Annotated in this window: 23 protein-coding genes; 14 read left to right on the forward strand and 9 right to left on the reverse strand. The window is 74.7% G+C overall.

Annotation, left to right across the window (positions count from 1 at the left end):
- Positions 1-138: 138 nt before the first annotated feature.
- The gene (locus tag OG906_RS05260) at positions 139-501 is read left to right on the forward strand and encodes a helix-turn-helix transcriptional regulator (RefSeq protein WP_402303158.1); all 363 of its coding nucleotides are present in this window, start codon (positions 139-141) and stop codon (positions 499-501) included.
- Between the two features lie 118 nt (positions 502-619).
- Here the strand turns inward: OG906_RS05260 and OG906_RS05265 are convergent, their stop codons facing one another.
- Together OG906_RS05265 and OG906_RS05270 are read right to left on the reverse strand one after the other, a co-directional pair.
- Positions 620-2,053 (reverse strand): cellulose binding domain-containing protein, encoded by a 1,434-nt coding sequence (locus OG906_RS05265; protein WP_329440465.1) that lies wholly within the window; start codon positions 2,051-2,053, stop codon positions 620-622.
- Entirely contained in the window at positions 2,005-3,576 is a 1,572-nt protein-coding gene (locus OG906_RS05270) for a beta-N-acetylhexosaminidase (protein ID WP_329440467.1), read from the reverse strand. Before OG906_RS05270 ends, OG906_RS05265 begins: the two co-directional genes overlap by 49 nt.
- 227 nt (positions 3,577-3,803) lie before the next feature.
- Between OG906_RS05270 and OG906_RS05275 the strand changes: the two genes are divergently transcribed.
- Positions 3,804-4,661, forward strand: coding sequence for a GntR family transcriptional regulator (locus tag OG906_RS05275; RefSeq protein ID WP_329440469.1), 858 nt, complete (start codon positions 3,804-3,806; stop codon positions 4,659-4,661).
- 113 nt (positions 4,662-4,774) lie between these two features.
- On the opposite strand, the gene OG906_RS05280 is transcribed toward OG906_RS05275, so the two are convergent.
- On the reverse strand, positions 4,775-5,509 hold the full coding sequence (locus tag OG906_RS05280; RefSeq protein WP_329440471.1) for a GntR family transcriptional regulator: 735 nt from the start codon (positions 5,507-5,509) through the stop codon (positions 4,775-4,777).
- Positions 5,510-5,638: 129 nt separating this feature from the next.
- On the reverse strand, positions 5,639-7,192 hold the full coding sequence (locus OG906_RS05285) for an IucA/IucC family protein (protein ID WP_329440473.1): 1,554 nt from the start codon (positions 7,190-7,192) through the stop codon (positions 5,639-5,641).
- Positions 7,193-7,328: 136 nt separating this feature from the next.
- On the opposite strand from OG906_RS05285, the gene OG906_RS05290 reads away from it, so the two are divergent.
- From OG906_RS05290 to OG906_RS05305, 4 genes are all read left to right on the forward strand, one after another.
- Positions 7,329-8,780 (forward strand): IucA/IucC family siderophore biosynthesis protein, encoded by a 1,452-nt coding sequence (locus tag OG906_RS05290; protein WP_329440475.1) that lies wholly within the window; start codon positions 7,329-7,331, stop codon positions 8,778-8,780.
- Positions 8,781-8,813: 33 nt separating this feature from the next.
- Positions 8,814-9,491 carry a class I SAM-dependent DNA methyltransferase gene (locus tag OG906_RS05295; RefSeq protein ID WP_329440477.1) on the forward strand — a complete coding sequence of 226 codons (678 nt, stop codon included), beginning with the start codon at positions 8,814-8,816 and terminating at the stop codon, positions 9,489-9,491.
- Positions 9,492-9,615: 124 nt separating this feature from the next.
- Entirely contained in the window at positions 9,616-11,169 is a 1,554-nt protein-coding gene (locus OG906_RS05300) for an FAD-binding oxidoreductase (RefSeq protein ID WP_329440479.1), read from the forward strand.
- A 10-nt stretch (positions 11,170-11,179) separates the two neighbouring features.
- Positions 11,180-12,325: a trypsin-like serine protease gene (locus OG906_RS05305; protein ID WP_329440481.1), complete on the forward strand. Its 1,146-nt coding sequence runs from the start codon at positions 11,180-11,182 to the stop codon at positions 12,323-12,325.
- Here OG906_RS05305 and OG906_RS05310 read toward each other — a convergent pair.
- From OG906_RS05310 to OG906_RS05320, 3 genes are read right to left on the reverse strand one after another with little or no spacing between them, the layout of a single operon-like run.
- The gene (locus OG906_RS05310) at positions 12,262-12,675 is read right to left on the reverse strand and encodes a hypothetical protein (RefSeq protein WP_329440483.1); all 414 of its coding nucleotides are present in this window, start codon (positions 12,673-12,675) and stop codon (positions 12,262-12,264) included. The two genes, OG906_RS05305 and OG906_RS05310, sit on opposite strands and share 64 nt — an antisense overlap.
- Positions 12,635-13,267 (reverse strand): HXXEE domain-containing protein, encoded by a 633-nt coding sequence (locus tag OG906_RS05315; protein WP_329440484.1) that lies wholly within the window; start codon positions 13,265-13,267, stop codon positions 12,635-12,637. Before OG906_RS05315 ends, OG906_RS05310 begins: the two co-directional genes overlap by 41 nt.
- Positions 13,264-14,241, reverse strand: coding sequence for an AEC family transporter (locus tag OG906_RS05320; protein WP_329440486.1), 978 nt, complete (start codon positions 14,239-14,241; stop codon positions 13,264-13,266). Before OG906_RS05320 ends, OG906_RS05315 begins: the two co-directional genes overlap by 4 nt.
- 115 nt (positions 14,242-14,356) lie before the next feature.
- On the opposite strand from OG906_RS05320, the gene OG906_RS05325 reads away from it, so the two are divergent.
- The 7 genes from OG906_RS05325 (at position 14,357) to OG906_RS05355 (ending at position 20,915) form a co-directional block, all read left to right on the forward strand.
- A complete protein-coding gene (locus tag OG906_RS05325) occupies positions 14,357-14,899 on the forward strand; it encodes a hypothetical protein (RefSeq protein ID WP_329440488.1) in 543 nt (180 codons plus the stop codon).
- Positions 14,900-15,047: 148 nt separating this feature from the next.
- On the forward strand, positions 15,048-16,094 hold the full coding sequence (locus tag OG906_RS05330) for an MDR family NADP-dependent oxidoreductase (protein ID WP_329440489.1): 1,047 nt from the start codon (positions 15,048-15,050) through the stop codon (positions 16,092-16,094).
- Positions 16,095-16,125: 31 nt separating this feature from the next.
- Entirely contained in the window at positions 16,126-16,515 is a 390-nt protein-coding gene (locus tag OG906_RS05335; RefSeq protein WP_329440491.1) for a MerR family transcriptional regulator, read from the forward strand.
- Between the two features lie 27 nt (positions 16,516-16,542).
- Entirely contained in the window at positions 16,543-17,862 is a 1,320-nt protein-coding gene (locus OG906_RS05340; protein ID WP_329440494.1) for a sensor histidine kinase, read from the forward strand.
- On the forward strand, positions 17,859-18,539 hold the full coding sequence (locus tag OG906_RS05345; protein ID WP_267799820.1) for a response regulator: 681 nt from the start codon (positions 17,859-17,861) through the stop codon (positions 18,537-18,539). Before OG906_RS05340 ends, OG906_RS05345 begins: the two co-directional genes overlap by 4 nt.
- Before the next feature lie 124 nt (positions 18,540-18,663).
- Positions 18,664-19,707 carry an alpha/beta hydrolase gene (locus OG906_RS05350; RefSeq protein ID WP_329440497.1) on the forward strand — a complete coding sequence of 348 codons (1,044 nt, stop codon included), beginning with the start codon at positions 18,664-18,666 and terminating at the stop codon, positions 19,705-19,707.
- Positions 19,704-20,915, forward strand: a complete 1,212-nt coding sequence (locus OG906_RS05355; protein WP_329440499.1) for an acyltransferase family protein — start codon at positions 19,704-19,706, stop codon at positions 20,913-20,915. The genes OG906_RS05350 and OG906_RS05355 overlap by 4 nt, the downstream gene beginning before the upstream one ends.
- 156 nt (positions 20,916-21,071) lie before the next feature.
- On the opposite strand, the gene OG906_RS05360 is transcribed toward OG906_RS05355, so the two are convergent.
- Positions 21,072-21,494 carry a DUF350 domain-containing protein gene (locus tag OG906_RS05360; RefSeq protein ID WP_267799824.1) on the reverse strand — a complete coding sequence of 141 codons (423 nt, stop codon included), beginning with the start codon at positions 21,492-21,494 and terminating at the stop codon, positions 21,072-21,074.
- A gap of 104 nt (positions 21,495-21,598) precedes the next feature.
- Here OG906_RS05360 and OG906_RS05365 point away from each other — a divergent pair, with 104 nt between their 5' ends.
- A complete protein-coding gene (locus OG906_RS05365; RefSeq protein WP_329440502.1) occupies positions 21,599-23,491 on the forward strand; it encodes a GNAT family N-acetyltransferase in 1,893 nt (630 codons plus the stop codon).
- On the opposite strand, the gene OG906_RS05370 is transcribed toward OG906_RS05365, so the two are convergent.
- Positions 23,451-25,478 carry an AMP-binding protein gene (locus OG906_RS05370; protein WP_329440503.1) on the reverse strand — a complete coding sequence of 676 codons (2,028 nt, stop codon included), beginning with the start codon at positions 25,476-25,478 and terminating at the stop codon, positions 23,451-23,453. The genes OG906_RS05365 and OG906_RS05370 overlap by 41 nt on opposite strands.
- Positions 25,479-25,482: the final 4 nt, after the last annotated feature.

Consider the following 25,482-nt stretch of genomic DNA (forward strand, 5'->3'; position numbering starts at 1 on the left):
ACCTCTTCGGCTCATACGTCAAGAATTACAGGAAATCACTTTCACGTATTGCATCACCTGAATCAGGTAACGCATCATGAGCATATGGGGACCGCGTCTCAGCGACACAATTGGACTTTCCTCACGAATCACGCCCGCGTGCTCGTGACGATCGCGCGAGACCCTGCCGTACGCCTGCGCGATGTGGCCGCCACCTGCGGACTCACCGAGCGCACCGTGCAGACGATCGTCACCGACCTGGAGGCCGACGGATACCTCCAGCGGGTGCGTGACGGACGTCGCAATCGGTACGAGATCTCCGTGGGCGCCGTCTTCCGGCACCCCGCCGAGGCGGGCGTGCAGGTGGCCGGGCTCCTCGCGCTCCTCACCGGCGCCCCCGCCGCCCCGGACCCGCGCGCGACCGGGCACGAGACCGCTCGCGCCACCGCGGACGGCGACTCCCCGCCGGCCGGCGGGACCTCCCCCGAGCGGCTCCCCTCGGAACATTCGCGCCCCCGGTGACGACCGCCCGCTCCCGAAGCCGGGCCACCGGATCGGGGTGGGATGTGTCACACGGGCGCGCGCTCGCACCCGTCCCGCGACGCGGCGGCGCCCCGGAGCGCACCGCCGCGCCCACGCGTCAGCCGTTCGGAACGGTGTCCTGGTAGGTGGTGCCGGCCGCCCGGAAGGCGTTGATCCTGGCCGTCACCTGGGCCGGGCTCAGCACCTGGTCCTTGACGTGCAGGACGTAGTCCACCTTCTGGTCGTAGGCGCGCGGCGCGGTTCCGGGCTGCCCGTTCAGGTCGATCAGCCACTGGTTGAAGTTGATCGACATGGGCCGCTCGGGCAGGTAGCGGGCGTCGTGCGTGCCGAACTCCCGACCGTCGACGTAGTACACGATCTTCCGGTCGTCGATGGTGAGCACCAGGTCGTGCCAGCCCGCGTGGCTCACACGCGACTCCGTGTGCTGGTTGACGGCCTCCCACGGGTCGGGGCGGTAGGTCTCCCAGGACGTGGTGTAGAGGATGTTCGCGGGCTCGCCCCAGCCGCCGTTGGGCAGGTACTCGAAGTCGTACTCCGCGTAGTCGTCGGCCATCGGGGCCTTGAGGTCATTGATGGTGAAGAAGGTCTGGACGAGGTGGTCGCCGTCCGGCCCGTACCGGGGTACGTCGGCGAACCTGACCCGCGCCGCGTACGTGCCGTTCCTGAACTTGGTCGCCTTGGTGAGGACCTCGGTCTGCCGGGTGCTCTCGCCCGTGCCGGCCGTCGAGGTCTCCAGGTTCATCAGGGAGTTGCCGCCCTCGACCCCGAAGGTGACGTTCTCGGGCGCCCAGGCGGCGCCCGGAACGCCGGGACCTCCGGAGTTGGAGCGCACGTTCCAGCCGTGCGCCGAGATCGCCGGGTCGGTGTGGGAGGTGTAGGCGAAGTCGTCGAAGAGGGTGGCGCCGGCGGGCCCCGGGTCGGTCGGGTCCGGTGTGGGGGTCGGTGAGGGCTGTGGGTCCGGGGTGTTGCCGCCCGGCGCGGTGCCCCAGACGGTGCCGGCGCCGACCCGGGCGGTGACCTTGTCCCAGTCCCCGTAGGTGGTGCGGCCGGCGCCGAAGGAGTAGTCGTCGGCCTGGTTCAGGGGCTGCCAGTCGGCGCGGTGGAAGCGCAGCTGCATGTCCCCGGTGTCGGCGCCCGGGGCGAGGGATCCGGCCCCTGCGGTGAAGGTGATCTCCAGGTAGCGGTCGGCGCCGGCGGTGGGGGTCGCCAGGGTGCCGAAGGTGCCGGTGATGTTCGCGCATCCCTTGACCGCCCATGAACAGGCGTACCGGTACTCGGTGTTCGGGCCGTCGGACCTGAAGTAGTAGCGCAGGGTGACCTGGTTGAGGGGGACCGCCTCGGAGCCGTTGTTGACCACCTTGAACCAGGGCTCGACCTGGTCGGCGGTGGCCCCGCTCGCGCTCGTGCGGTACTCGACCTTGACCGAGCCGGCCGCGGCGTTCGCGGGCAGCGCGGTCAGGGCCGCCGCGCCGAGGCCTGAGGTCAGTGCGAGGGCGAGGGCAACGGCCTTACGCCGCTTCGTGGTTCGCATGATGCGTTCCTCTCGGGGTGGGGGGATCGGCCGCGTACGCCGAGGGCGTCGAGGCGGGTCTGGTGCCGGTCGAGCCGGCGCCGGAAGTCCGGCCAGTCGTGGTGTCCGGACCAGGCCCGGTCGGCCAGGGCGCACAGGCGCGGGAAGGCCAGGTATTCGAGCCGGTCGGGGGTGCGCGCGTACTCGGTCCACAGTTGCGCCTGGGTGCCCAGGACGCGGTGTGCGGCCTCGGGTTCCCAGTGGGCCGGGGCGGGGTCGTACTCGTAGACGTCGCGCAGGGTGACCACCCCGTCCTGGCCGGCCGGTTCGGCGGGGTCCGCGGACTGGGGGTGGTCGAGGTAGGTGGAGCGGAACGGGGTCATGATCACGTCGTGGCCGCGCAGCGCGGCGGCCCTGCCGTGCTCCGGGTCGAGCCAGGCCATGACGGTGAAGGGGGCCGGGAGGTCGGTGCCGTCGCCGGTCCAGCCGACAGGGCGTCGACCGAGGGAGCGCAGGTGCGCGGAGACGGCGCGCATGAACCAGCCGTGCAGGGCGGCCGGCCCGGCGAGCCCTTCGGCCGCGACGCGGGCGCGGGCCGCGGCCGAGCGCTCCCATTCGACGCTCGGGCATTCGTCGCCGCCGAGGTGGACGTGGGGCCCGGGGAAGATCTCGACGACCTCGTCGAGGACGGTCCGGCAGAAGTCGAGCACCTCGTCGTGTACTCCCAGGACGTTCTCGCAGACGCCCCAGCGCGTCCAGGGTGCGAGCCGTGTGCCGGGCCGGTTGCCCAGGTGCGGGTAGGCGGCGAGGGCGGCCCGGGCGTGACCGGGCATCTCGATCTCGGGGACGATCGTCACCCCGCGCCGGGCGGCGTGGTCGACCAGGGCGGTGAGTTCCGCGCGCTCGTACGCGCCTTCGTGCGGGATGCCGTCCCCCGCGCTCTCCTCGCGCCGCCCGCCGACGGCGGTGAGTCGGGGGCGGGCCGCCACCGGCAGTCGCCAGCCCTGGTCGTCGGTGAGGTGGAGGTGCAGGACGTTCAGTTTGTGCAGGGCGAGCAGGTCCACGAAGCGGCGTACGTACGACACGGGCTGGAAGTGGCGGGCCACGTCGAGCATGGCCCCGCGCCAGGCGAACCGGGGCCGGTCGGTGATCCGTACGCAGGGCAGCGGCCAGCCGGTGCGCCGCCGGGCCGCCGCGGCGAGGGCCTCGGGGGGCAGCAGTTGCCGCAGGGTCTGCACTCCCCGCAGCAGGCCGTCGGGGCGGGCGGCGCTCAGCAGGACGCCGTCGGCGGTGACGGTGAGCCGGTAGCCCTCGTCACCGTCGTCGGTGCTCGGGTCGAGGCGCAGGGCGAGGCGCCCGTCGGAGCGCGGGGCGAGCGGGAGTCCGGTGGCGGGGGCGAGCAGCGCGCGCAGCAGGTCGGCGGCGCCCTCGGCGCCCGGGTCGGCGCGCAGGCCGGTGTGCCGGTCGAGGACGAAGCTGCCGGGAAGCGGGACGACGGAGTGGGGGCGGGGGACGAGCGCGAGAGCGGTGTGGTGGTCGGGCACGGGGCGGGAGTCCTCACCTGATCGCCGTCGGAACTCACCCTGAGGACAGGAGAGTTGACCAACTGACCAATTGGTTAACCGAGTGGCTCGAAGGTGACACGCCCTCTTCGACCCGTCAACCCCCGCGCCCCGGGGAATCGATGACCGGATCTCGCGGATCAGTCCGCCGAATGCTTAGATGCATATGACCAGTTGGACAGTCGGGCACGGCGGAAGGGACCTGGGTGATGGAGCGCAATCCCTCGGCGGCGGCCCGGGGGCCGGCCACCGGTTCGGTGCTCAAGCGGGAGCGGGTCCGCGAGCACCTGTTGGGGCTGATCGACACGCGTCGACCCGGGGAGGCGATCCCTTCGGAACGCACCCTGTGCGTGACGCTGGAGGTGTCGCGCCCCACCCTGCGCGCGGCCGTGGACGAACTCGTGGCGACGGGCGCGCTCGTCCGGGAACACGGACGCGGGATGTTCGTGGCCCCGGCCAAGATCACGCAGGAGCTGACCCCGGACGAGTCGGCGTTCGCCGTGGGCCGGGCGGCGGGCCACTGGTCGAGCAGGATCCTGGAGCACGCCACCGTCCGGGCGGGCGCCCGCACCGGCCGCCGGCTGCGCGTCTCCCCCGGCGAGGAACTGCTGTACATCGCCCGGCTGCGGCTGGTGGACGGCGCCCCCATGGCGATCGAGCACCTGCACATCCCGGCCGATCTGGTCCCGGCCCTGACCCCGGCGGAACTGGAGGCCGGGGACCTCTACGAGCACCTGCGGGACCGCCACGGGGTCTTCGTCCACGAGGCGCGGCAGTCGATCGAGCCGACGGTGGTCAACGAGGCCGAGGCCCGCCTGTTGGACGTACCGCTGCTCTCGCCGGCCCTGCTCATCGAGCGGCTCACCACCGACTCCACCGGCCGCCCCGTGGAGTACGTGCACTCCGTCTACCGGGGCGACCGCTACCGGATCGTCTCCCGACTGGCCCTGGGGGTCCCCCCGGGCAGCCGTCCGCCCGGTCACCATCCGGGGATCCCCCCGGGCGATCTCGGGCGGCGGGAGGTCATCACCTCGACGACCAGCGGCGACATCCACACCCACACCTGACATGCCGGCCGGGCCGGCCGACGGGCGCGGGGGCACGGTCTTAGAGTGCCGGTACGCCGCCCCGCACGGGGCGCCGGGGCGGCGCGCCGGGGTGTCCCGTCCGAGCGGCGCCGTCAGCTGACGCGGAATCCGCCCGCGGCCCGGTCCCGGTGGAAGGTGAGCCGGTCCCAGGTCGGGAAGGCCAGGTCCGTGACGGCGAGCAGCCGGCCGGAGCCGTCGTGGAGGGTGCGGCGCACGCTCAGTCCGCAGGTGGTGGGGGAGTTCGGCGGGTGGCTGGTGCGGGTCATGGTGAGGGTCTCGGCGACCCGGCCGGTCGCCGTCGCGCGGTCGAGCCAGCGGTGCAGCGGCCCGAGGTCCTCGTCGCGGGCGGCGGTGCGGCGACACAGCGCGGAGAGTTCGGGGGTGACGGCCACCACGACGGGGCTGAGGTAGGTGACCGCGTGCTGGAGGGTCTCCCCCGCCGGGTCCCGTTCGCGGCGGTGGTGCACGAGGGTGCGCTCGCCGCCCTTCATGCCGAGCAGCGCGGCGTGGGTCGGGGCCAGGCTGACGAACGCGACCCAACACTGGGCCGGCACGGAGCCGGCCGCCGGGGCGGGGACGGGCGTGGGCGCCGCGGCGGGCCGGGTGCCGCGCCGGCCGGTGACGATCAGCCCGTCCGCCCGCAGGTGTTGGAGCGCGGCTCGGATGGTCTGCCGGTTGACCTGGTAGCGGGCGGCGAGGCTGCGTTCGGAGGGCAGTCTGGCGCCGGGGGTGTGCGCGGTGCGGTCGATCTCGTGCCGCAGCGCTGCGGCGATCCGCTGATACTTGGGCATGGCGGCCGGGGCGCCGCCCCGCGAAGGGGAGGGCATGGCTACTCCTCTGACGGGTGGTCAAGGACTGCGCGGTCTGCCCGACCAACGTAGCATTGGTCTATACCTTTCCACACCGGGGGAAGGGTCGACCGACACCACCTTGGCCGGAATGCCACGCCCGGCCCGCTACCCCCTCAGCGGGTTCGGCAGCGGCAGGTAGCGCGCGTCCGCGCCGTCCGCCCCGGTCCACCTCAGCAGCAGGTTCGTCTTGGCCGGCAGCGACGGGGCGGTCGCCAGTTCACCGATCTCCGCGAGCCCCGTGGCGGCCTCGCCGCGCCGGAACTCCTCCCGGACGGCCGGCCACACCTGGCCGACCACGGCCGGATGCGCCTCGGCCAGCGCCCCGCCGACCTCGGCCAGGTGGTTGACCACCAGGCAGTACAGCAGCCGCTGCCATCCGTCCTCCCGCGACAGGTCCCCCGGGAGTTTCACGCCCTCCGCGTCTCGGAAGAAGGCCTGCACCGGCATGCCCCGGCCGTCGACGGCCACCAGGCAGTTCTGGAGATGTGCCTCCAGCACGATCCCCCGCCGGGCGAACAGCTCCAACACGGGGGGCACGACCTGGCGCAGATACGCCCTCCACCACCCGGCCGGGTCGGGTGTGGCGGCCAACGGGCTGCCCGGGAAGCCCTCCGCGAGCGCGGCGGCCAGCAGCGGATCGGTCCCCGGCAGCCCCTGTCCGCGCAGTCCGTCGCGGACCAGGACGGCCAGTTCCTCGAAGGCGAAGCCGGCGGTGCGGTAGCCCCGGTCGGCCAGCCAGACGGCCTGCGACCCCTCGCGACGCAGTTCGGCGAACCCGGCCTCGACGGCGGAGTCCGTGCGCCTGAGCCTCAGCAGGTCGTGCCTCCACAGTCGACGGACGTCGTTGGTGACGCGGACGTCGAGGCTGAACTTGACGAACAGGTCGGCGCTGGGATCGGGCGCGTACAGGGTCCGGATCGAGGCGGTCGGCCAGACCGGGCGCCGGGTCGGTCCGAGTCGCAGCAGCCGCCCGTCGGCGAAGGCCGCGCGCACCGCGGGGAGGCCGCCGACCAGGTCCAGCTGCCAGGGGTGCGCCGGCAGCAGCCGGTACCCGGCGGGTGGGCGCGGGCCGTCGAGGAGTTCCGCGAGCGAGTCGATCGCCTCGGAGGCGGACGGCGGGCCCTCCTCGACCACCTGGTCCTCCCGCAGGCCGAGCAGGACCAGGGGGAACCGGGTGTGCGCCTCCGGCGCGTACGGCAGCCAGCTCGCGGCGGGCGCGCCGCCCCGCGACTTGGGGGCCGGGTGGTGCGGGTGGCCCATCACCAGCGCCTGTTCGGACCGGACGTAGGGGTCCTGCGGAGCCGGGGCCGCGGCCCGGGCGGCCAGCAGCGCGGCGACGGCGTCCCGGCTGTCGGTGATCTCCGTCGGCAGTTCGTCGTTGGAGACGCCCGTGTACAGGCGCAGCTCGTCCGAGGCGAGCTTGACCAGTTCCGCGAGGCCCAGCGGATGCCGGCCGTTCCCGACGAGCAGTTCCGGCCGCCCGGGCCGTCGACCGCCCGCCACCCGCAGCAGTCGGCCGCTGCCGCGCAGGCGGTGGACACCCTCCTCACCTGTGGGATCGGCGGCCTCCCGCAGCAGGCAGTTGAGCAGCGGAACGGCTGCGAGGGCGTCGGCTGCGGCGTTGAGGTCCACTGGTTCCATTCGATCCGTTCGATCCATTCGGTGATCATCACCGATCATCAGGTGTACCCGATGATGAGAGAGGACCAGGACCCTGGACCGCAGCACGCACGTCCCCGTCCCCCCGGCCGAGGAGACCGTCGCCGCCGAGCTGGCCGACGTACGGCCCGACCTCGTGGCCGCGTACGCCGCCGAGCTGGAAGGCGCGCGGGCCGCCGTGCTGACCCGGCTCTGGCGGGCGCTGGCCTTCGAACCGCTGCCCTGGGTGGTGCGACGGGAGTCCGGGCCGGATTCGCTGGTGCTCGTCACCTCCCGGGGTGGACGGCTGGAGGGGCCGCTGCCCGATCCCTACGCCACCCGGTCCCACGTCACCGAGATCCGGTTCGACGGACGGGCGTACCGGCACGCGGCGCGCCTGATGTCGGCGCTCGACGTGCCGCACGGGGCCGCGTTCGCGGCCGAGCTGGACGACAGCACCGCCTCGCTGGCGCTGTCCCGGGCGGGGCAGCCCGACCCCGCGACGGACGGCGCCCCGCTGGCGGGATGGGAGTGGGAACAGCGGGTGGTCGACGGCCACCCCTACCACCCCAACTGTCGCTCCCGGCCCGGCTTCTCGGTGGCGGAGCAGTTGGCGTACGCGCCCGAGCACCGGCCGCTCGTGGCACTCGGGACGGTCTCCGTCCGGGCCGAGGAGTGCCTGGTCACCGGGGACTGGCCGGCCGAGCTGCGGGACGGGGGGCACGTGCTGCTCCCGGTGCACCCGTGGCAGGCGGAGCACGTCCTGAAGCAGGGCGGCGCGCGGGGCGGGGGCGGCCCCTTCCCGGCCGCGCATCCGCTGATGTCGCTGCGGACCCTTGCCCCGGTCGGGGGCGGGCCCCACGTGAAGACCTCGCTGAGCACCCGGCTCACCTCCTCGGTGCGGGACATCTCCGGCTACTCGATCGAGACGGCGGCCGCCGTCTCCGCCTTCGCGCACGCGCTGTCGCAGCGGCTCGGCGGCCGCCTCCACGTCACGCGGACCCTGGCCGCCGCGACCGCGCACAGCCCGGACCTGGCGACGGTCTTCCGCGAGCCCCCGGAGGCGTACGCGGGCCCGGGCGAGCGGGTCGTACCGGTGGCGGCCCTCGCGGGCACCCCGCTCGCCGCCTCGCCGGCCTGGCGGGCGGACTTCGCCCGGCTGGCGCTGTCGGTGTGTCTGGAGGTGCTGGACCTCGGGGTGGCCCTGGAGGCCCACGGCCAGAACCTGCTGGTCGTCCTCTCCCCCACCGGGTCCCCGCTGCGGCTGGTCTACCGCGACCTCGCCGACATCCGGATCAGCCCCGCCCGACTGGCCCGGCATGGGCTGGCGGCGCCTCCGGTGTCGGGACGGTTGGTCACCGACGACGAGACGGTGCTGCGGCGCAAGCTGTTCGGCTCGCTGGCGGCCGGGGCCCTCGCCGCCACGGCGGGATCGGCCCCGGCCCTCGGCGAGGCCCTGGGGCTGTTGGCGGACCTCCCCGCCACGGCGGACACCGAGGCCCTGCGGTCCGGTCCGCTGCCGGTCAAGGCGCTCACGCTGATGCGGCTGGCTCCCGGTACGTCGGGCGACCAGTGGGCGGACCTCCCCAATCCGCTGTCCGGGGGGTGAGTCGGGCCTCCGCGCGGGCTACTGTCCAGGGGCATGAACGCCACCTCGTACCTGCATTCCGTGCGGGTGTCCTATGACGCCGTCGCCGTCGACTACGCCCGGCTCCTGGAGTCGGAGTTGGCCCGCAAGCCGCTGGACCGCGCGATGCTGGCCGCCTTCGCCGAATGCGTGCGGGGCGAGGACGGCGGACAGGGCCGCGCCGTCGCGGACCTGGGTTGCGGCCCGGGTCGGGTGACGGCGCACCTGACCGGTCTCGGCGTACGGGCCTTCGGCGTGGACCTGTCGCCGGCGATGGTGGCGGTGGCCCGGCGGACCCATCCGGGGCTGCGGTTCGAGGTGGGCTCCATGGCGGCGCTGGACGTGGCCGACGGGGTCCTGGGCGGAGTGCTGCTCTGGTACTCCACCGTGCACACCCCGCCGCAGGACCTGCCGCCGGTGTTCGCCGAGTGTGCGCGGGTGCTCGCGCCGGGCGGCCACCTGCTGATCGCGTTCAAGGCCGGGGAGTACCGGACCCGGCTGGAGCGGGCGTACGGACACCCCGTCGACCTCGACGTGTACGGGATGGCGCCCGAGCGCGTGGCCGCACTGCTGACCGGCGCCGGCCTGACCGAGGTGGCCCGCCTGGTGCGCGAACCCGATGACGGGGAACGCTCCCCCCAGGGTTTCCTGCTGGCCCGCACACCCGATCCGGACTCCCCCGGATCCCCCTGACCCGGGGGCGTCCGGCCGGGCGGGGGGACGGGGACGAGCGGGTTCCTGGGCCGTTCGGGGGGCAACTCGCCCTTTGTGGTCCCGCCTTCGCCCCGAACCGGCCGGCCGATGGCAGGAAGGGGGGATGAGCCCGCACCGCCGTCTGGTCCTCACAAGCGCGGCCGCCGCAGTCCTGGCCACGGTCGGGGCGACCGCGCGGGGTCCCTCGGACCTCGTCCGCCGCCCGTCCCGGCGCCTCGTACGCGGCCCCGACTTCGCCGCGCTCGCCCGCTCCGTGGACGGGCGGATCGTTTTGCCGGGCGACCGGGACTACCCCGAGGCACGCCGGCTCTTCCAGCCCCGTTACGACGGCCTCGCGCCGGCCGCGGTGGCGTTTCCCGCGCACGCCTCGGACGTGGCCGCCTGCCTGGACTTCGCCCGTCGCTCCGCCGTGCCGGTGGTGCCGCGCGGTGGCGGCCACGGCTACGCGGGCTGGTCCGGCGGCGACGGCGGGCTCGTGGTCGACGTCGGGGCGATGGCCGAGGTGGCGGTCGAGGGGGACGGGGCACGGATCGGAGCCGGCACCCGCCTCGGCGAGGTCAACGCCACGCTCGCCGCACGCGGTCGGGGCATCCCGACCGGGCTGTGTCCCTCGGTCGGGATCGCCGGGCTCACGCTCGGCGGGGGCATGGGACTTGCCTCGCGGGTGCACGGCACCACCTCGGACGCGCTGACCGGCGCCCGGGTGGTCACTCCCGACGGCCTCGTCCGCGACGTCGACGCGGGACACGATCCCGACCTCTTCTGGGCGCTGCGTGGCGGCGGGGGCGGCAACTTCGGCGTGGTGACGGAGTTCCGGTTCCGCACCCACCCGGTCGGGGACGTCGCCTTCGCCGAACTGCACTGGCCGGCCGCGCGGTCCGCGGCGGTGCTGAGCGGCTGGCAACGCTGGTCGGGCGGGCTGCCGGACCCGTTCTGGAGCCACGTGGAGTTCGTGATCGAGTCCGGTCCGGAACCCGTCCCGTCCGTGAAGGTGCTGTGCTTCGACGGGCGGGGCGAACTGGAACGGCAGTTGACCCGTCTGTCCGACCTGGTCGGCCGGGAGCCGCTGGAGCGTCACCTCGTCGTACGGGGGTACGGGGACACCCTGCGGGCCATGGCCGGCTGCGAGGAGCGGGCCGCCGCCCGGTGCCGCCTGCCGGGCACCCTGCCCGGCCACGACCCGCGCGGTGTGGTCGGCCGGGCCTCGTACGCGGCCCGCTCGGACTTCTGGACCGGCGCCGGGCTGCCGGAGGCGGCCGTCCGGGCGGTGTTGGCCGGCGTGCGCGGCTACGCGCGGGCGGCGCCGGCCGGTGGGCGGGGCGTGGTCCAGTTCCTCGGGGAGTGCGGCGGGGCCATGAACCGGCCGGGCCCCTCCGACACCGCGTTCGTCCACCGCGACAGCGCGTTCCTGTCCCAGTACCTCGCCTACTGGCCCGAGTCCGCGTCGGCCGACGAGGTGGCCCGGCACCAGGGCTGGCTCGACGGGCTCTGGCAGGACCTGCGCCCCTGGGCGAGCGGTCGCGCGTACCAGAACTACGTCGATCCGAAGCTCGTCGACTGGCGCTCGGCCTACTACGGGACGAACCTCGCCCGCCTCCAGGAGGTCCGACGCGCCCATGACCCGAACCGGTTGTTCCGCTTCCCCCAAGCGATCTAGGGAGCCCCGCATGCGACGCACCTTGACCATGGCGGCGGCAGCGACCGCGCTGGCGCTGCTCGGCGGCCCGCTGCCGGTCGCCGAGGCCGGCACCGCACGCGCCGTCGGCCGCTGGTCGGTCCGGGAGGCCCAGTCCTTCTGGACCGCCGAACGCATGGCCTCCGCGACCCCCGCGCCCCTCGCGCCGGGCGCCGCGCCCGACACGGCCGTACCGTCCGGCGCCCCGAGCCCGGACGCGGGCCCGGACGCGGTCCCGGACCGTGTCCCGGTCCCGGACAACGCCCCGAGCCCGGACAACGCCGCGACTGCGGTCCCCGACCCGTCCGCCGCCGGCACTCCGGTGACCGCGCCCGCCGGGTCGGCCACCCCCGTCCCCGAACCGTCCGCCGAGTCCGACCGGGCCGGGGACACCATCGGCGCCGCCCTGGCGGGCCCCGGCACCGGCGCGAACTTCGACGGCATCCCGGTCGTCGGCCGGATGTTCGTCATGAAGGGCGCCGGCGCGTACTTCTGCACGGCGAGCGTGGTCGCCTCCCCCGGCCGCAACCTGGTGCTCAGCGCGGCACACTGCCTGCTCGGCTCCGACACCCGGAAGGTGGCGTTCGTCCCGCGGTACACGGCCAAGAACCCCCGGCCCCACGGCATGTTCCCCGTGCTGCGCGACGCCAAGGGCCGTTCGAAGGTGTGGATCCACCCGCGCTACCGCAGCCAGGGCGCCAACCGGGCGGCCACCCTCGACGTGGCCTTCGCGCAGGTCGGCCCGGGCCCCAAGGGACGCCGGGTGCAGGACGTGGTCGGCGGGAACCGGCTGCTCACCGGGGGCCCGTACGCGCACCCCCGGGTCACGCTGATCGGCCATCCGTCGGCGGCCGCCCGCCCCCGGGTGTGCGTCAACCGGACCACGAAGTTCACCAGCAAGGACGCGCGCATCCCCGGCTCCTTCCTGCGCATCGTCTGCACCGGTTACCCCGGTGGGACCAGCGGCGGCCCGTTCCTGGCGCGTTACGACGCGAAGACCAGGACCGGGGACGTGATCGGGGTGATCGGCGGCTGGAAGACGGGCGGGGACACGCCCGACGTCTCGTACAGCTCCTACTTCGGCAAGGAGGTCAGGGCCCTGTTCGACACCGCCGTCGCCGGCGCCCGCGTCGGGTGAGGCACCCGGACCCAGCGGGTCCGGCGCGGATTGCCGACCGTGCGCGGGGTGGCCGGCACCCCGTCCGCGGTCAACGGGTCGGCGGGCGACAGTTCCAGCCGGCGGCGCAGTTCCGCGAGGGCCGTGTGCACCGGCGCCAGGACGACCTCGGCGCCCGGACGGATGAACGCCAGGGCGTGCGCGGTGGTCTCGATGGCTTCGGCGGCGTCCTCGGCGGCGGTCCGGCTCCACCCTCCCGACCCGCCGACGCCCCGGGGCGCGACGGCGTCGTAGAGGTGGCAGGCGGCATCGGCCGCGGCGTCGGCGCGTTCAGCGACGCCCGGCGCCGCGATGGTCGGCAGGGGCTCCATGCGGGGTGAACGAGCGGCACCCGCCCGGGGGAACGAGCGCGGGACGGCGGATCAGCCGGGCCGCGGCGTGCGCGGCGGCGGTGGCCGCGGCGGCCAGACCGAGGCCGAGCACCGCGTCGCGCGCCCGGGTGGGCCGCAGCACGCCGGCGCGGCGCAGCCGGTCGCGGGCCCAGAGGGTGAAGGGGACCACGATCAGCGGGGAGGTGACCACCCCCGGGGTGTAGCCGCGGGCCGCGGCCGACTGGGCGAGGTGGACCAGCCCGTGCAGGCCGAATCCGTTCAGGGCGGCCTGGTAGAAGGCGGAGCGCCCGTCGGTGCGACGGCCGTCCGCGGCGGCCGCGGCGACGATCAGTCCCATGAACGCGACGGCGGTGGCGAACTCGAGTCCGTCGACGTCCGTGACGCTCCTCCACAGCCGTTCGGGCACCCGGGGGTGGCGCTCGCGCAGGGCGGGCACCCGGGTGCGGGACCAACGGGCCATGGTGGCGACCTCTTCCAGGTCGTGCGCGATCCATGCGGCCAACAGCCCGAGGGTGGCCGGGTTCAGCGTGGGGTTTGGCGGGTTCGCGGCGTTCGGACGTTGTTCGATCACGAGACGACAGTCTGCAACCACAGCGGCAGCAGCAGGAGGGAAACCACCGAACTCTTGATCACGAGCGAGGCGGAGAGGTCGACGCCCACGTCGTAGCGCTGCGCGAAGATGAACAGGTTCTGCGGGGTCGGCATCGCCGCGATCAGGACGAGGTAGGCCAGCCAGTCGCCCCGTACGCCGAACAGCCACGCGCACACCGCCCACGCCAGCAGCGGGAAGCCCAGGCACTTGAAGCCGATCAGCAGGAGTTCCTCGCGCGTGGTGCCGCGGACGTCCAGCCCGGCTCCCCCGAGGTGCAGGCCCAAAGCGAACAGGGCGACCGGGGAGGCGCTGTCGCCGACGAACGCCGCCCCCTCCAAGACCACTTCCGGCACCCGCACCGACAGCAGGTTCAAGACGATTCCGGCGTTGCACGCCAGCACGAGCGGAGTGGCGAGCGAGGCCGCGACGGCGCGCGCGAGCTTCCTTCCGGGACCGCCGGACCCCGGTCCGGAGCGGCCGAGTTCCATGATGGCGATGACGACGAGGGACAGCACGCAGACCTGGAAGAGCAGCACGGGGAAGATCGGCGCCGCGGTCCCGAACACGGTGATGAAGACCGGCACCGCGAAGTAGGCCGTGTTGACCTGGACGCCGGCCATGACGCGCAGCGCCACGGCGCGCGGCTCGCGTGTCCCGCGGGCGACGGCGACGAGGGCGACGACCGCGACGGCGAGGGCGGCGGCCGCCGCGTAGCCGCCGATGGCACGCCAGTCGAACAGCGCGCCGAGGTCGCTCGCGTGGATGTTGCCGAAGAGGTAGCAGGGCACGGCGAAGAGGAAGGCGTAGTCCGCGAAGGCCTTGGAGGCCTCGGCCGGGACGGTCTTGCGCCGCGCGAGGAACACCCCGCCGGCGAAGGCGAGCAGCACGGGCAGCAGTTTCTCCAGCGCGGCCGCGGTCCCCATGCGTACCGACTCCCCCGTGCCGATGATCATCTGATCGGCGCCAGTCTATGCCGCCCCCACCCGGTGCCCGAGGGGCCGGAACCGGCCGGTGTCCCCGGGGTCGGCCGTGGGCATCATGGCGCTACACGCGACAGGGGGATGGGTCATGAACGTGCCCGCGGGGGGACGACCGTACGAGATACACGAGGACGGCCCGGGGAGCATGATCTTCGCCTCGCTCCTCGCCGGGGCGTTGGGGGTGGGGACGTTCTGGGCCTGGACTCCGTGGGAGCAGGAGAGCCTGTTCGCCACCGTCTTCTTCTGGGGCTGGGCGATCCTGTGCCTGCTGTTCGGTGCGGTGGGGCTGGTGTTCAGCGTGCGCGCCCTGTTCGTCCCGGCCTTCCGCGCGGACGGCGAGGGGGTGCGCTTCGGCCGGTTCCGGGCGTCCTGGCCGGAGATCCGCGAGATCGTGGTGGGGACGGTGACCATCCACGTGACGAACTGGGAGGACATGCGCAAGTCCGGGGACAAGCAGCGCCGGGTGGTGTGGGTGGTCCTGGACACGGACCTCCAGTACGAGTTCCAGCACCCGATGACCGACGAACAGCCCGCCCTGGAGGAGATGCGACGCGCGCTGGCCGCGCACGCCGGCGACACGCCCGTCTCCCGGTCGGACACGGTGGTGCGGCGCACGACCTGGCAGCGCTGAGGGCGCGCTCCCGCCGAGGACGCGCGTCCCGGGGCGCGGAGGGCTTGACCATGACGTGCGGGTCAGGAGTTAGCGTCTGCGCACCTTCGGCGGCGGCGCCCTCCGCGCGCCGGCGTCCGCAGCCTGCAGCTCGTCGAGGAGCCCTCACATGGTCACGACCCCGCCCCGCACCCCGCCCCGGACCACGCGCCGGATCCGGCTGTCCGTCCGGCCCCGGGGGCTGCCCGAGCGGGGCCACTTCGCCGTCGTCGAGGAGCCGCTCGCCGAGCCCGGTCCGGGTCAGGTGCTGGTCCGCAACCGGTACTTCCTGGTCTTCCCGGGCCTGCGCACCCTGATCGGCGGAGAGGTCGAGGGCCTGCCGCTGCCGGCGCTGCGCGCGGGTGACGCGCTGTTCGGGCCGGCGGTCGGCGAGGTCGTGGCCGCGCCGGCCGAGGGCCCGCTGCGGCCGGGCGACACCGTGTCCCACCTGCTCGGCTGGCAGGAGTACGCCGTGGTGGACGCCGCGGACTGCACGCCCCTGGGCGACGCGCTGCCCGACCCGGTCGCCCCTCTCGCCCAGGGTTCGGCCCCCTACGGCGCGCTGACGCGGCTCGCGAGGGTCCGGCCGGGTGACACCGTCCTGGTCACCGGGGCGGCGGGGGCGGTGGGGACCCTGGCCGGGCCGATCGCCCGGCTGCTCGGCGCGGGCCGGGTCCTCGGCACCACCGGCTCCCCCGCGAAGGCCGAACGCTTGGTGTCGGAGCTCGGCTACGACGCGGTCGTCCTGCGGGGCGGCGCACGGCCCTTCGCCGAGCGGCTCGCGGGGGTGGCGCCCGAGGGTATCGACGTCCTGCTGGACACCGTCGGCGGCGAACAGTTGGCGGCGGCCGTCGACTCCGCCCGCCCCGGGGCCCGGTTCGCCCTGGTCGGCGCCCTGTCGGGCCAGTTGTCGGCGAGCCGTCTCGGCGGGAGCGCCCCGGTGGAGATCGACGCGTTCCGTCTGGTCGTCAGGGGCCTCTCGCTGCACGGCTACAGCGGCGCGGACCACCCGGACGTCGAGGAGGAATGGGTCCGCCGGTTCGGGGGCTGGCTGCGCTCCGGTGAGATCGTCTTCCCGCACACCCGGATCCGGGGCATCGAACACGCGCCCCGGGCGTTGGAGGAGTTGATCGCGGGGCGCCACTTCGGGGCCGTGATCGTGGACGTGTGGGGATGACCGGGACGGCCTGGACGACGGGTGGCACGGCATGTGGATCGGCGAAGCGGCGGCGGCAGCGGGGACGACACCCAGGGCGCTGCGGTTCTACGAACAGCGGGGGTTGCTCACCCCGCCGGCCCGGACGGCGTCGGGCCGGCGGGAGTACGGGCCGGGCGAGGTCGCGCGGGTCCGGGTGATCCGCGACCTGTTGGCCCACGGGTTCACCGTGGAGGACCTGCGCGGGGTCGCGCACCGTCTGCACGTGCTGGTCGACGGGCCGCCGGTCGGATGTGACGGGAGCGGGGTCGTCGGGGACCGGCTCGCCGCCCTCGACGCCGAGATCGACCGCCTCACCCGGCTCCGTGAGCGGCTCGCACGTCGGGCGGGCGTACGGGACGACGACGGCACGGGCCCGGACGCCGGGAGTCGGGTGCGGTGACCCGTGGGCCCGTAGGGTGGGGCGATCATGAGCGAGACGACGCCCGGGGCGACGGCCCCCGCACCGGTCCCCGAACCGTCCGGCCGCACGGTGCCCCGCTTCGCGGTGGTGCTGCGGACGCCCGCCCGCGCGGGCGAGCCGCTGTTCGCGCGGGCCCCCAAGGCCTGGCAGCGGATGACGCCCTTCGCCGTCGTGGCCGTCTTCGTGCTGTCGTTGATGCCGGTGACGATCGCCGTGTTGACCAACGTCTACGGAGCCGGCGGCGGCTGGGCCGGCGCCCTCGGAGTCGCGCAGACCGCACCGCTGCTGCTCGCCGTGACCCGGCCGCTGCCCGCCTGGGGCATCGTGTTGACCGCGGACGTCGTGGGCGCGGTGGTGCTGACCCGTGCCGACGGGGTGGCCGGGCAGGCCTGGCCGTGGACGCCGATGGTGGTCGTGGGCTACCTGGTGGCGATGGTCTGTCTGGGGCTGCGCGAGTCCGTGCGGAACCTGGTCGCGGTGTGGCTGGTGACGGGCGCGGTCGGAGGGGCGCTCGAACTCCTCCGGCCCGACGGGGTGACCACCACCACCGCGCTGTTGTTCATCCTCGCCGGCGCCCTCCTCGCGCTGACGGGTGCCCTGCGCGGTCTCGGGGACGCGCAGCAGCGCATCGTCGAACAGCAGGGCATCAGCGAGGCCGAACGGGCGCGCCGCACCCTGTTGGAGGAACGGGCGCGGATCGCGAGGGAGTTGCACGACGTGGTGGCCCACCACATGTCGGTGATCACGGTGCAGGCCGACTCCGCCCCGTACCGGCTGCCCGGCATGGCGGATCCGGTGCGCGCGGAGTTCGAGGCGATCGCGGCGAGCGCCCGGGAGTCGCTGGGCGAGATGCGCCGGCTGCTGACGGTGCTGCGCGGGAACGGTGAGGGACCGGGCGGGGAGCGGGCCCCGCAGCCGGGCATCGACCGGCTCCAGCAGTTGGTGGAGGCGACCGTACGGGCCGGGCAGCCGGTGCGGTTGTCCCTGGCCGCCGGGGCCGCGGCGGCGGCGCCCGCGGCGGTGGACCTGTCGGCGTACCGGATCGTGCAGGAGGCCCTGGCGAACGTGGTGCGGCACGCTCCGGGCGCGCGGACGCACGTCTCGGTGACCCTCCACTCCGACGAGTTGCTCGTGCTGGTGGTCAACGGGCCCGCCCCCGACGCCGCACCGGCCCTGGAGACCTCGGGCACGGGGCACGGCCTGGTGGGGATGCGGGAGCGCGTACGGTTGACGGGCGGCACGCTGGACACCGGTCCGCTGCCGGACGGTGGCTTTCGGGTCGCCGCCCGTCTGCCCCTGAACGAAACAGCCGAGGAACCGAGTTGACCATCCGCGTGATCATCGTCGACGACCAGGCCATGGTGCGGGCGGGGTTCGCCGCGCTGCTCTCGGCGCAGGCCGACATCGACGTGGTGGGCGAGGCTCCCGACGGCCGGGAGGGCGTGCGCGTCTCGCGCACGGTGCACCCCGACGTGGTGCTGATGGACGTGCGGATGCCGGAGATGGACGGGCTGACGGCCGCCCGTGAGCTCCTCGATCCCCCGCGGGGCGTGGTGCACCGCCCGAAGGTGCTGATGCTGACCACCTTCGACATCGACGACTACGTGTACGAGGCGCTGCGCGCCGGCGCGTCCGGGTTCCTGTTGAAGGACGCCCCGCCGGCCGACCTGATCGCGGCGGTCCGGGTGGTCGCCTCGGGCGAGGCGCTGCTGGCCCCGTCGGTGACGCGGCGGCTGATCGCCGACTTCGTCCGGCAGCGGCCGGCGCCTCGCAAGGACCCGGCGCTGCGGTTGAAGGGGCTGACCCCGCGTGAGACCGAGGTGTTGGAGCTCATCGCGCGCGGCCTGTCGAACCAGGAGATCGCCGCGCATCTGGTGCTGGCGGAGCAGACGGTGAAGACGCACATCGGCAAGGTGCTGGCCAAACTGGACCTGCGGGACCGGGCCCAGGCAGTGATCTTCGCCTATGAGGCGGGGCTGGTGCGCCCCGGCGACGGTGCCTGATCGCGGGGAGGGCTCTCCTCCACCCCCTACCGGGGTATGACATCGGGGTTGGCTCCCCGGTCGGACGTGCCGGCCGGTACCTCCTTCCTACCTTCCTCCTCGTCACGAGGAGAGGAGAAGGGGCATGCGCCGCTTCGGAAGGACACTGGTCACCGCCGCCGTCGCGGTGGCCGTGGTCGCGGGAACCGCGGGATGGGCTTCGGCCGACAGCCAGCGGGCGGTCACCGGCCCGCCGCCGGGCGCCGACGCCTGGCGGGCCGACAGTGTGTCCGGCCGGAGGCTGCCGGATCCGGCGAGCGCCCCGCCCCGGGAGGTCGCGGCGTTCTTCGCCGGGCTGGACGAGTCCGGGCGGCGCCGGCTGCTGCTCCGTCATCCCCTCGTGGTGGGCAATCTGGACGGGGCTCCGCTCCCTCTGAGGTACGAGGCCAACCGGCTGGCGGTCCTCGCGACGGGCGAGGCCCGGTTCGAGTCCCTCGCGGGGCCCGGCCGCCGGATCCTGGCCTTCGACCCGCGCGGCCGGGGTCAGGTGGCGGAGGTGTTCGGGGATCCGGAGCGGGCGGCGCACGTATCGGTGATCGTGCCCGGTTCCGACAACGACGCGACCACGTACGACGCGCGGCGCACGCCGCACACCGGTCCCGCCGGGATGGCGCGGGCGCTGCGGGCGGCGACGGCCGGGGACACGGCCGTCGTGGCGTGGACCGGTTACACCACCCCGGTGGGGGTGGGGCTGGACGCGGCCGACGGGCGGCTGGCGGAGGTCGGGGCGGTCCGGCTGGCCCGGTTCACCGCGGGGTTGGACGCGGTGGGGGCGCCGGACCCGGTGTTGTTCTGCCACAGCTACGGCTCGGTGGTGTGCGGACTCGCGGCCCGGCACACGGACGCGAGCGACGTCGTCGTGTTCGGTTCCCCGGGGATGCGGGCGGGCACCGCCGCCGGGCTGGGCACGGCGGCGCGGGTCTGGGCGGCGCGCGGTCCCTCCGACTGGATCGCGGACGTACCGAACGTCGAGGTCGCCGGCATCGGGCACGGCGCCGATCCCACGTCCCCGGCGTTCGGTGCCCGCCGGATCCCCGCCGGCGACGTTCGGGGTCACACCGGCTACTTCGCCCCGGGTACCCGCTCGTTGGCGGCCTTCGCGTCGATCGCGGACGGGGTGGCCCGATGAGCGTGACGATCTCGCTGCGGGAAACGGCCCACCGGATCGAGGCACGGACCCCCGCCCACCGCGATCGGGCGATCGACGGGCTGCGCGCCCTGGCGCTGCTGGCCGTGCCGATCGGGCACTGGATGTTGGGCGGTCTCACCCTCGACGGCGAGGGGGCGCTGCACAACGCGAGCCCGCTGGCGTCGTTCGGCGGCCTGGCCCCGGCGAGTTGGGTCCTGCAGATGCTCGGCGTCTTCTTCCTCGTGGGCGGGTACGCGTCCGTGCTCTCCTTCCGGCGTCGCGGCGGTTCGACGGGGGCGTGGCTGAAGGGTCGGATCGTCCGGCTGGGGCGGCCGGTGCTCGGCGTCACCGCGGTGTGGGCGCTGGTCGCGCCGGTGGCGTACGCGGCCGGGGTGCCGGAGACGACCCTGCGGACCGGGGCGACGCTGGTGGTCCAGCCGCTGTGGTTCGTGGGGGTGTACGTGGTGGTCACGGCGCTGACCCCGTACTGCGTGCGGGCGGCGCGCCGGCTCGGAGGTTGGGCGGCGGCCCCGTTGCTCGGGTCGGTGGCGGTGGTGGACTTCCTGCGGTACGGGCCGTTCGCGGACTCGGTGCCGTCCTGGGCGGCCCTGTTGAACATCCTGCCGGGCTGGCTGTTCGCGTACCAGCTGGGTGTGTCCTGGGGCGAGCGGCGCATCGACCGGCGCGGGGCGTGGCTGCTGCTCGTCGGCGGGTCCGTGTTGTTCGCGGCGCTGCTGACCGTGTTCCACTACCCGGCGTCGATGGTGGGCGTACCGGGCGAGGCGCGGACCAACTCGCACCCGCCGTCGCTGCTCGTGCTCGCCCTGGCGTCCGCCCAGTCGGGGGCGGCGATCCTGCTGCGGGACCGGCTGGCGCGGCTCCTCGCCCGGCCGGCGCTGTGGGCCCCGGTGGTCGTGGTCAACCTGTGCGCGATGACGGTCCTGTGCTGGCACCAGACGGCGATGCTGGCGGCGGCCGTGCCCGGATCCCTCCTCGGCGGGGTCGCCGGTCTGACGACCGCTCCGGACAGTGTGGGGTGGCTCCTGGCCCGGGCGGCGTGGCTGCCGGTCTTCGGCGCGCTGTTGGTGGGGATCGCCCGGTACGCCCGGCGGTTCGAGGAGCCCTGGACCGGGGCGACGGCGGTGCGGCGGACCGCGGCGGGGCTGCTGGCGGCGGGCTTCGCGGTGTTCGCGGCGGGCCTGGCCTGAGGGCCCTCCGGGACCGGGAGGCCCGGCGCGGTCCGCCGACCGGGGGGGAGGGAACCGGTGCCGGTGCCTGCACCCCCGTGACGGTCCGGGAGTGGCGGGGCGGCCCGGCCGGGCGCCCCGCGGGGACGGGGGCCGGGCCGGGCGCGCGCTCGTGCGTCAGGCGATCGAGGCGGCCACGATCGCGGCCACGGCGAGGTTGCAGGAGGCCGTGACCCAGACGGCCGGGTGCGGCTCCGGGTCGACGACGATGGCGCCGAGCTTGCCCGGGGTCACCAGGTCCAGCACCAGGAAGGCCACGGCCATCAGGATCAGCCCGAGGAGGCCGAACGCGGCGGTGGACAGCAGGCCCTTGCCGAAGTCGTCGTACGTCGTCCAGATCGAGGTGAAGACGATCCCGCCGATGCCGAGGAGCGCGGAGCTGAGCAGGAGCGCGGCGTTGCGGTTGCGCTCCTCCCAGATCTGCTTGGGGAGCTTCCCGGGCGTCAGCACGTCCACCAGGACGATGCCGAGGATCAGCAGGACCAGGCCGAGGGCGCCGAACGCACTGGTGCGACCAAGTCCATTGATGATGTCGCTCATTGAGAAGCCTGTCTCCGGGTGGGTAGGAAGGGGAGGGCGTGTCCGCCGTATGGGTGGCCGAATCTATCGCACGGTGTCGCGGCGGACCATGGGGAGGTCAGGGAATGGCAAAGCTCAGGGCCGCGCGGGCCGAGGAGGCCGGGGAGCTGTCCGCGCTGGTGCTGCGGTCCAAGGCGTACTGGGGGTACGACGAGCGGTTCCTGGCCGGCTGCGCCGAGGAACTGCGGGTGCGGGCGGAGGAGGTCGCGGCCCGGCGGATCGTCGTCGCCGAGGACGCGGACGGGACGGTGCGGGGGCTCGCCTCGCTGGAGGGGGAGCCCGCCGGCCCCGTGTCGAGGCTCGGCCTGCTGTTCGTGGATCCGTCGGCCATCGGCCGGGGAATCGGTCGACTGTTGTACCGGGACGTGGTGCGCCGGTCCGTCGCGCTGGGGACGCGTCGGCTGCTGATCGACGCCGATCCGCACGCGGCGGGGTTCTACCGGGCGATGGGCGCGGTGGCCGGGACAGGGGCCCCGCAGGGGCTGGTCCGCTTCGAGGTGGCGCCCGTCCCGCTCGCGGACTGGGCGCGGGAGTGGACCGGTGGACGGCCTTCGGTGCACGTGGGCAATGTCGCCGAGTTCAACGCGCAGTTCGGCGACCCGTCGCTGGACCGGGAGCAACGGGCCGCGCACCACTACGCCTGCCTGGCCGCCTTCTACGGCCCGGAACCGGCCGCGCTGGTGCTGCCGCTCGCGGTGTCGCCGGGCTGGACGCGCCTGGTCGCACGGCAGCTGGAATGGGGGGAGGTGGAGGTGTACGACGGGCTCGCGGCGGGGCGGCCCGGCCTGTCGGACGCCGTACGGTCCCGGCCGGCGCTGGCCGCGCGGCTGACGGAGGGCGCGCCGACCCTCGTGCCGTGGGGGCTGACGGAGCCCTTCGGGCGGCTGTCGGGGCGGCCGTGGCGCGCACGCGACCTGCGTTACGAGTCCAAGTCCGCGGCGCACGCCCTGTTCGGCCGGATCCTCGCGGCCGGGGGCCATCCGGGGATCAGGTTGCCGGGGCAGTGGCGGGCGGCGGGCCGCCGGCAGGCGGTGCGGCTGCTGTCGGCCCGGGTGGCGCGCGGCGAGAGCAGCGTGCTCAAGTCGGAGCACGGGGTCGGGGGTTCGGGCACCACCCACGCGTCTCCCGAGCGGGTCCGGGCCGCCGGCGGGGCCCGCGCGCTGGTCCGGGGGCTACCCCGCGGCCCGCTGCTGGTGGAGGAGTACGTGTCCGGCCCGGCGGGGGCGGACGGTGCGGGTGATCTGACGTACGACGGGTTCGTGGACGGCTCGGGGCGGGTCCACACGGTCGGCGGGGCGGTGATGGACATCGTCGACGGGGGCTACCGGGGCGCGACGGTCGGTCCCGGCGTGGTGCCCGCGGCGGCGGAGCGGCCCCTGTCGCGCTTCGGGGAGGCGGTGGGGCAGGAGTTGGCCGCGGCCGGCTACCGGGGCTGGTTCGACGTGGACTTCGTCGTCGACGGGACGGGACTCCTCGCGCCGACCGAGACGAACCTGCGGCTGACCGGGCCGTCGATCGCCTTCATGGTGGCGGCCCGGCTCGACGCGCTGCGCGGCGCGGGGCACCTGGTACGGATCGTGGACCGGGTGGAGTTGGGAGCGAGGCTGCCGCCGGCCCGGGCGGACGAGTGGTGCGCCGACCTGGCGCGGGGCTGCGCGGACCTCGGGGCGGTGTTCGTTCCGGCGATCCCGACCGGGGCCGGCGATCCGGCGCCGTGGCTGGGCGTGTTGGTGGCGGCGCGCGACCGGGCGGTGCTGGACGCGGCGGAGGCCCTGGTGCGGGCCGAGGCCCTGGGGGTCGGGAAGGTGATGGGGTTCGACGACCCGGACGGGCCGCCGCCCGGGCCCGGACGCGCGGCCGGCGCGGACGCGGATCCGTCCGGGCCGGCCGTGCGGGCCGTGTCGGCGGGCCGTTGGATCAGTCGTCGAAGTCGAAGGCCGAGGCCGGCTTCCGGATGAGGTAGGCGACGACGACGGCGCCGGCGATCATCAGGGGGATGTTGAAGGCGTAGACCAGGGCGGCCTGGCGCGGCCAGTCGTGTTTGGCCGCCAGTCGGTACAGGTTGTCCTGGGGCCACCAGGCGAGGAGCAGGTAGACCACGGCGAGGTGGGCGGCCGTGGTCAGCCCCGCCCCGCGCCCCTGTTCCCGCATCCTCGGGCGGCCGGAGAACAGGAACATCAGGCCCGCGCCGAAGGCCAGGCACTCGCAGAGGTAGAGGACGAAGAACAGGGGTGCCCAGGGGGCCGGTATGCCCGCGAGCTCGGTCGAGCCGGGCCAGATCACGTCGGTGAAGATGAGCGCCATGACCCCGAGGACGAGCGATCCGCAGCCGATGGCGCAGCCGATCGGGAACTCCGAACCACCCGTCGCGGGGCTGTACTTGCCGCCCGTCCTGCGGACCGGCGTCGCCGGGTCGGTCAGTCGGGGCGGTCGCGGCAGGGCGGCCCGGTCCTCCTGACCCGCCGCGTTGCGCGGCAGGGCCCGCAGCCTGATCACCGTGCGCGGGATCCGCTCCTCGGGGACCTTCCCCCGCAGGTGGTCGCGGAGTTGGTCGGAGCCCGGCAGGTCGCCGCCCGGGAGCCAGGTGCCCCCGCCGGGCGGCGGGCAGAGGTACGCGACGAGTCGCCGCGCCCCCCGGCCGACCTCGATCTCGGCGACGAGGGCGGCGCCGATGTGTTCGTGGGACCGGATCAGGGCTTCCAGGGGGTGGGGGTCGAAGGGGTGGCCGTCGAGGTGGATGCGGTCCCGGATCCGGCCGCCGAACTCCCACAGCCCGTCGGGGCGCGCGTGGGCGAGGTCGCCGGTGGGGATCGCGTCGCCGCCGCCGGGCGGACCGAGGTACAGCTGTCCGTCGCGGAGTTCTGCCCGGCAGCCGGGGAACGGGGTTCCGATGAGGGAGAGTTCCTCGGGGGCGTCGAGCGGTCCCGGCAGTTGGGACAGTTCGAACCAGGTGCCGATGCCGGCGGTCTCGGTGGATCCGTAGACGTTGAGCACTCGTCCGCCGGGGCGCAACCTGGCTTGTAGAGCAGCCTGTTGGTCGAGGTGGAGCCGGTCGCCGGTGATGTGGAGCAGGCGCACGGACCGCACCGCGTCGTCGTCCTGACGGGGAAGCGGCGCTCCGGGTCGGGCGTCGCGGAGGGTTTCGCGTTCGGGCAGGAGCAGGTGGGCCGCGCCCGCCGGGTCGGTGTGCACCACGGTGACCCGTTCGGTTCCGACGGCCGTGCGGACGGTGTCGGGCGTCCACGGGCCCCGGTCGGGGAGGACGAGGGTACCGCCCGAGCACAGGGCCCGGGTCCAGCCGGTGGTGAAGGCGGTGGCGTCGGACCCGGTGGTGATCAGGTGCCGGTCCTCGGGGGTCGGCCGAGCCACCGCCTCCCAGGCCTCGTGGGCGGCGAGCAGCAGGGTGTGGGTGAGCGCCGCGGCGCGCGGCTGCGGCGCACCGGTGAACTGGAGCAGGGCGTCCCGGGCGCGGGCGCGGGCGGGGGGTCCGGCGGGCCGCTCGGCGATCGCGCCGGCTTCGGCGCCGAGGCGGATGAACCGCAGGTCGCGGCCGTCGTCGAGGCGGGCCTGGTGGGCGGCGTGGGTGAGGACGGCGAAGGGCTCCAGGGTGGCGAGCCGACGCGGCCCGCTGCCCGAGGCCTCGACGTCGAGGACGACGTACGTGCCGCCGGCTTTCAGGGTGGCGAGCAGGGCGACGACGATCTCGGTCTGCCGGGCCGTGCCGATGGCCACGAGCCCGCCGGGCGGCAGGCCGGCGGCCAGGAGGTGGTGGGCCAACCGGTTGGCGCGGACGTCGAGTTCCCCGTACGTGAGGCTGCCGGGGACAGCGGTGACGGCGCGCGCCTTCGGGGTGTCCCGGGCCCATCGTTCGAAGCGGTCGAGGACGCTGTCTGCTGCGGGGCGGGAGGAGCTGGCGGACGGAACGGACTCTGATCCCTGCGTCATCCCC

The sequence above is a fragment of the Streptomyces sp. NBC_01426 genome, from assembly GCF_036231985.1.
GTDB lineage: Bacteria > Actinomycetota > Actinomycetes > Streptomycetales > Streptomycetaceae > Streptomyces.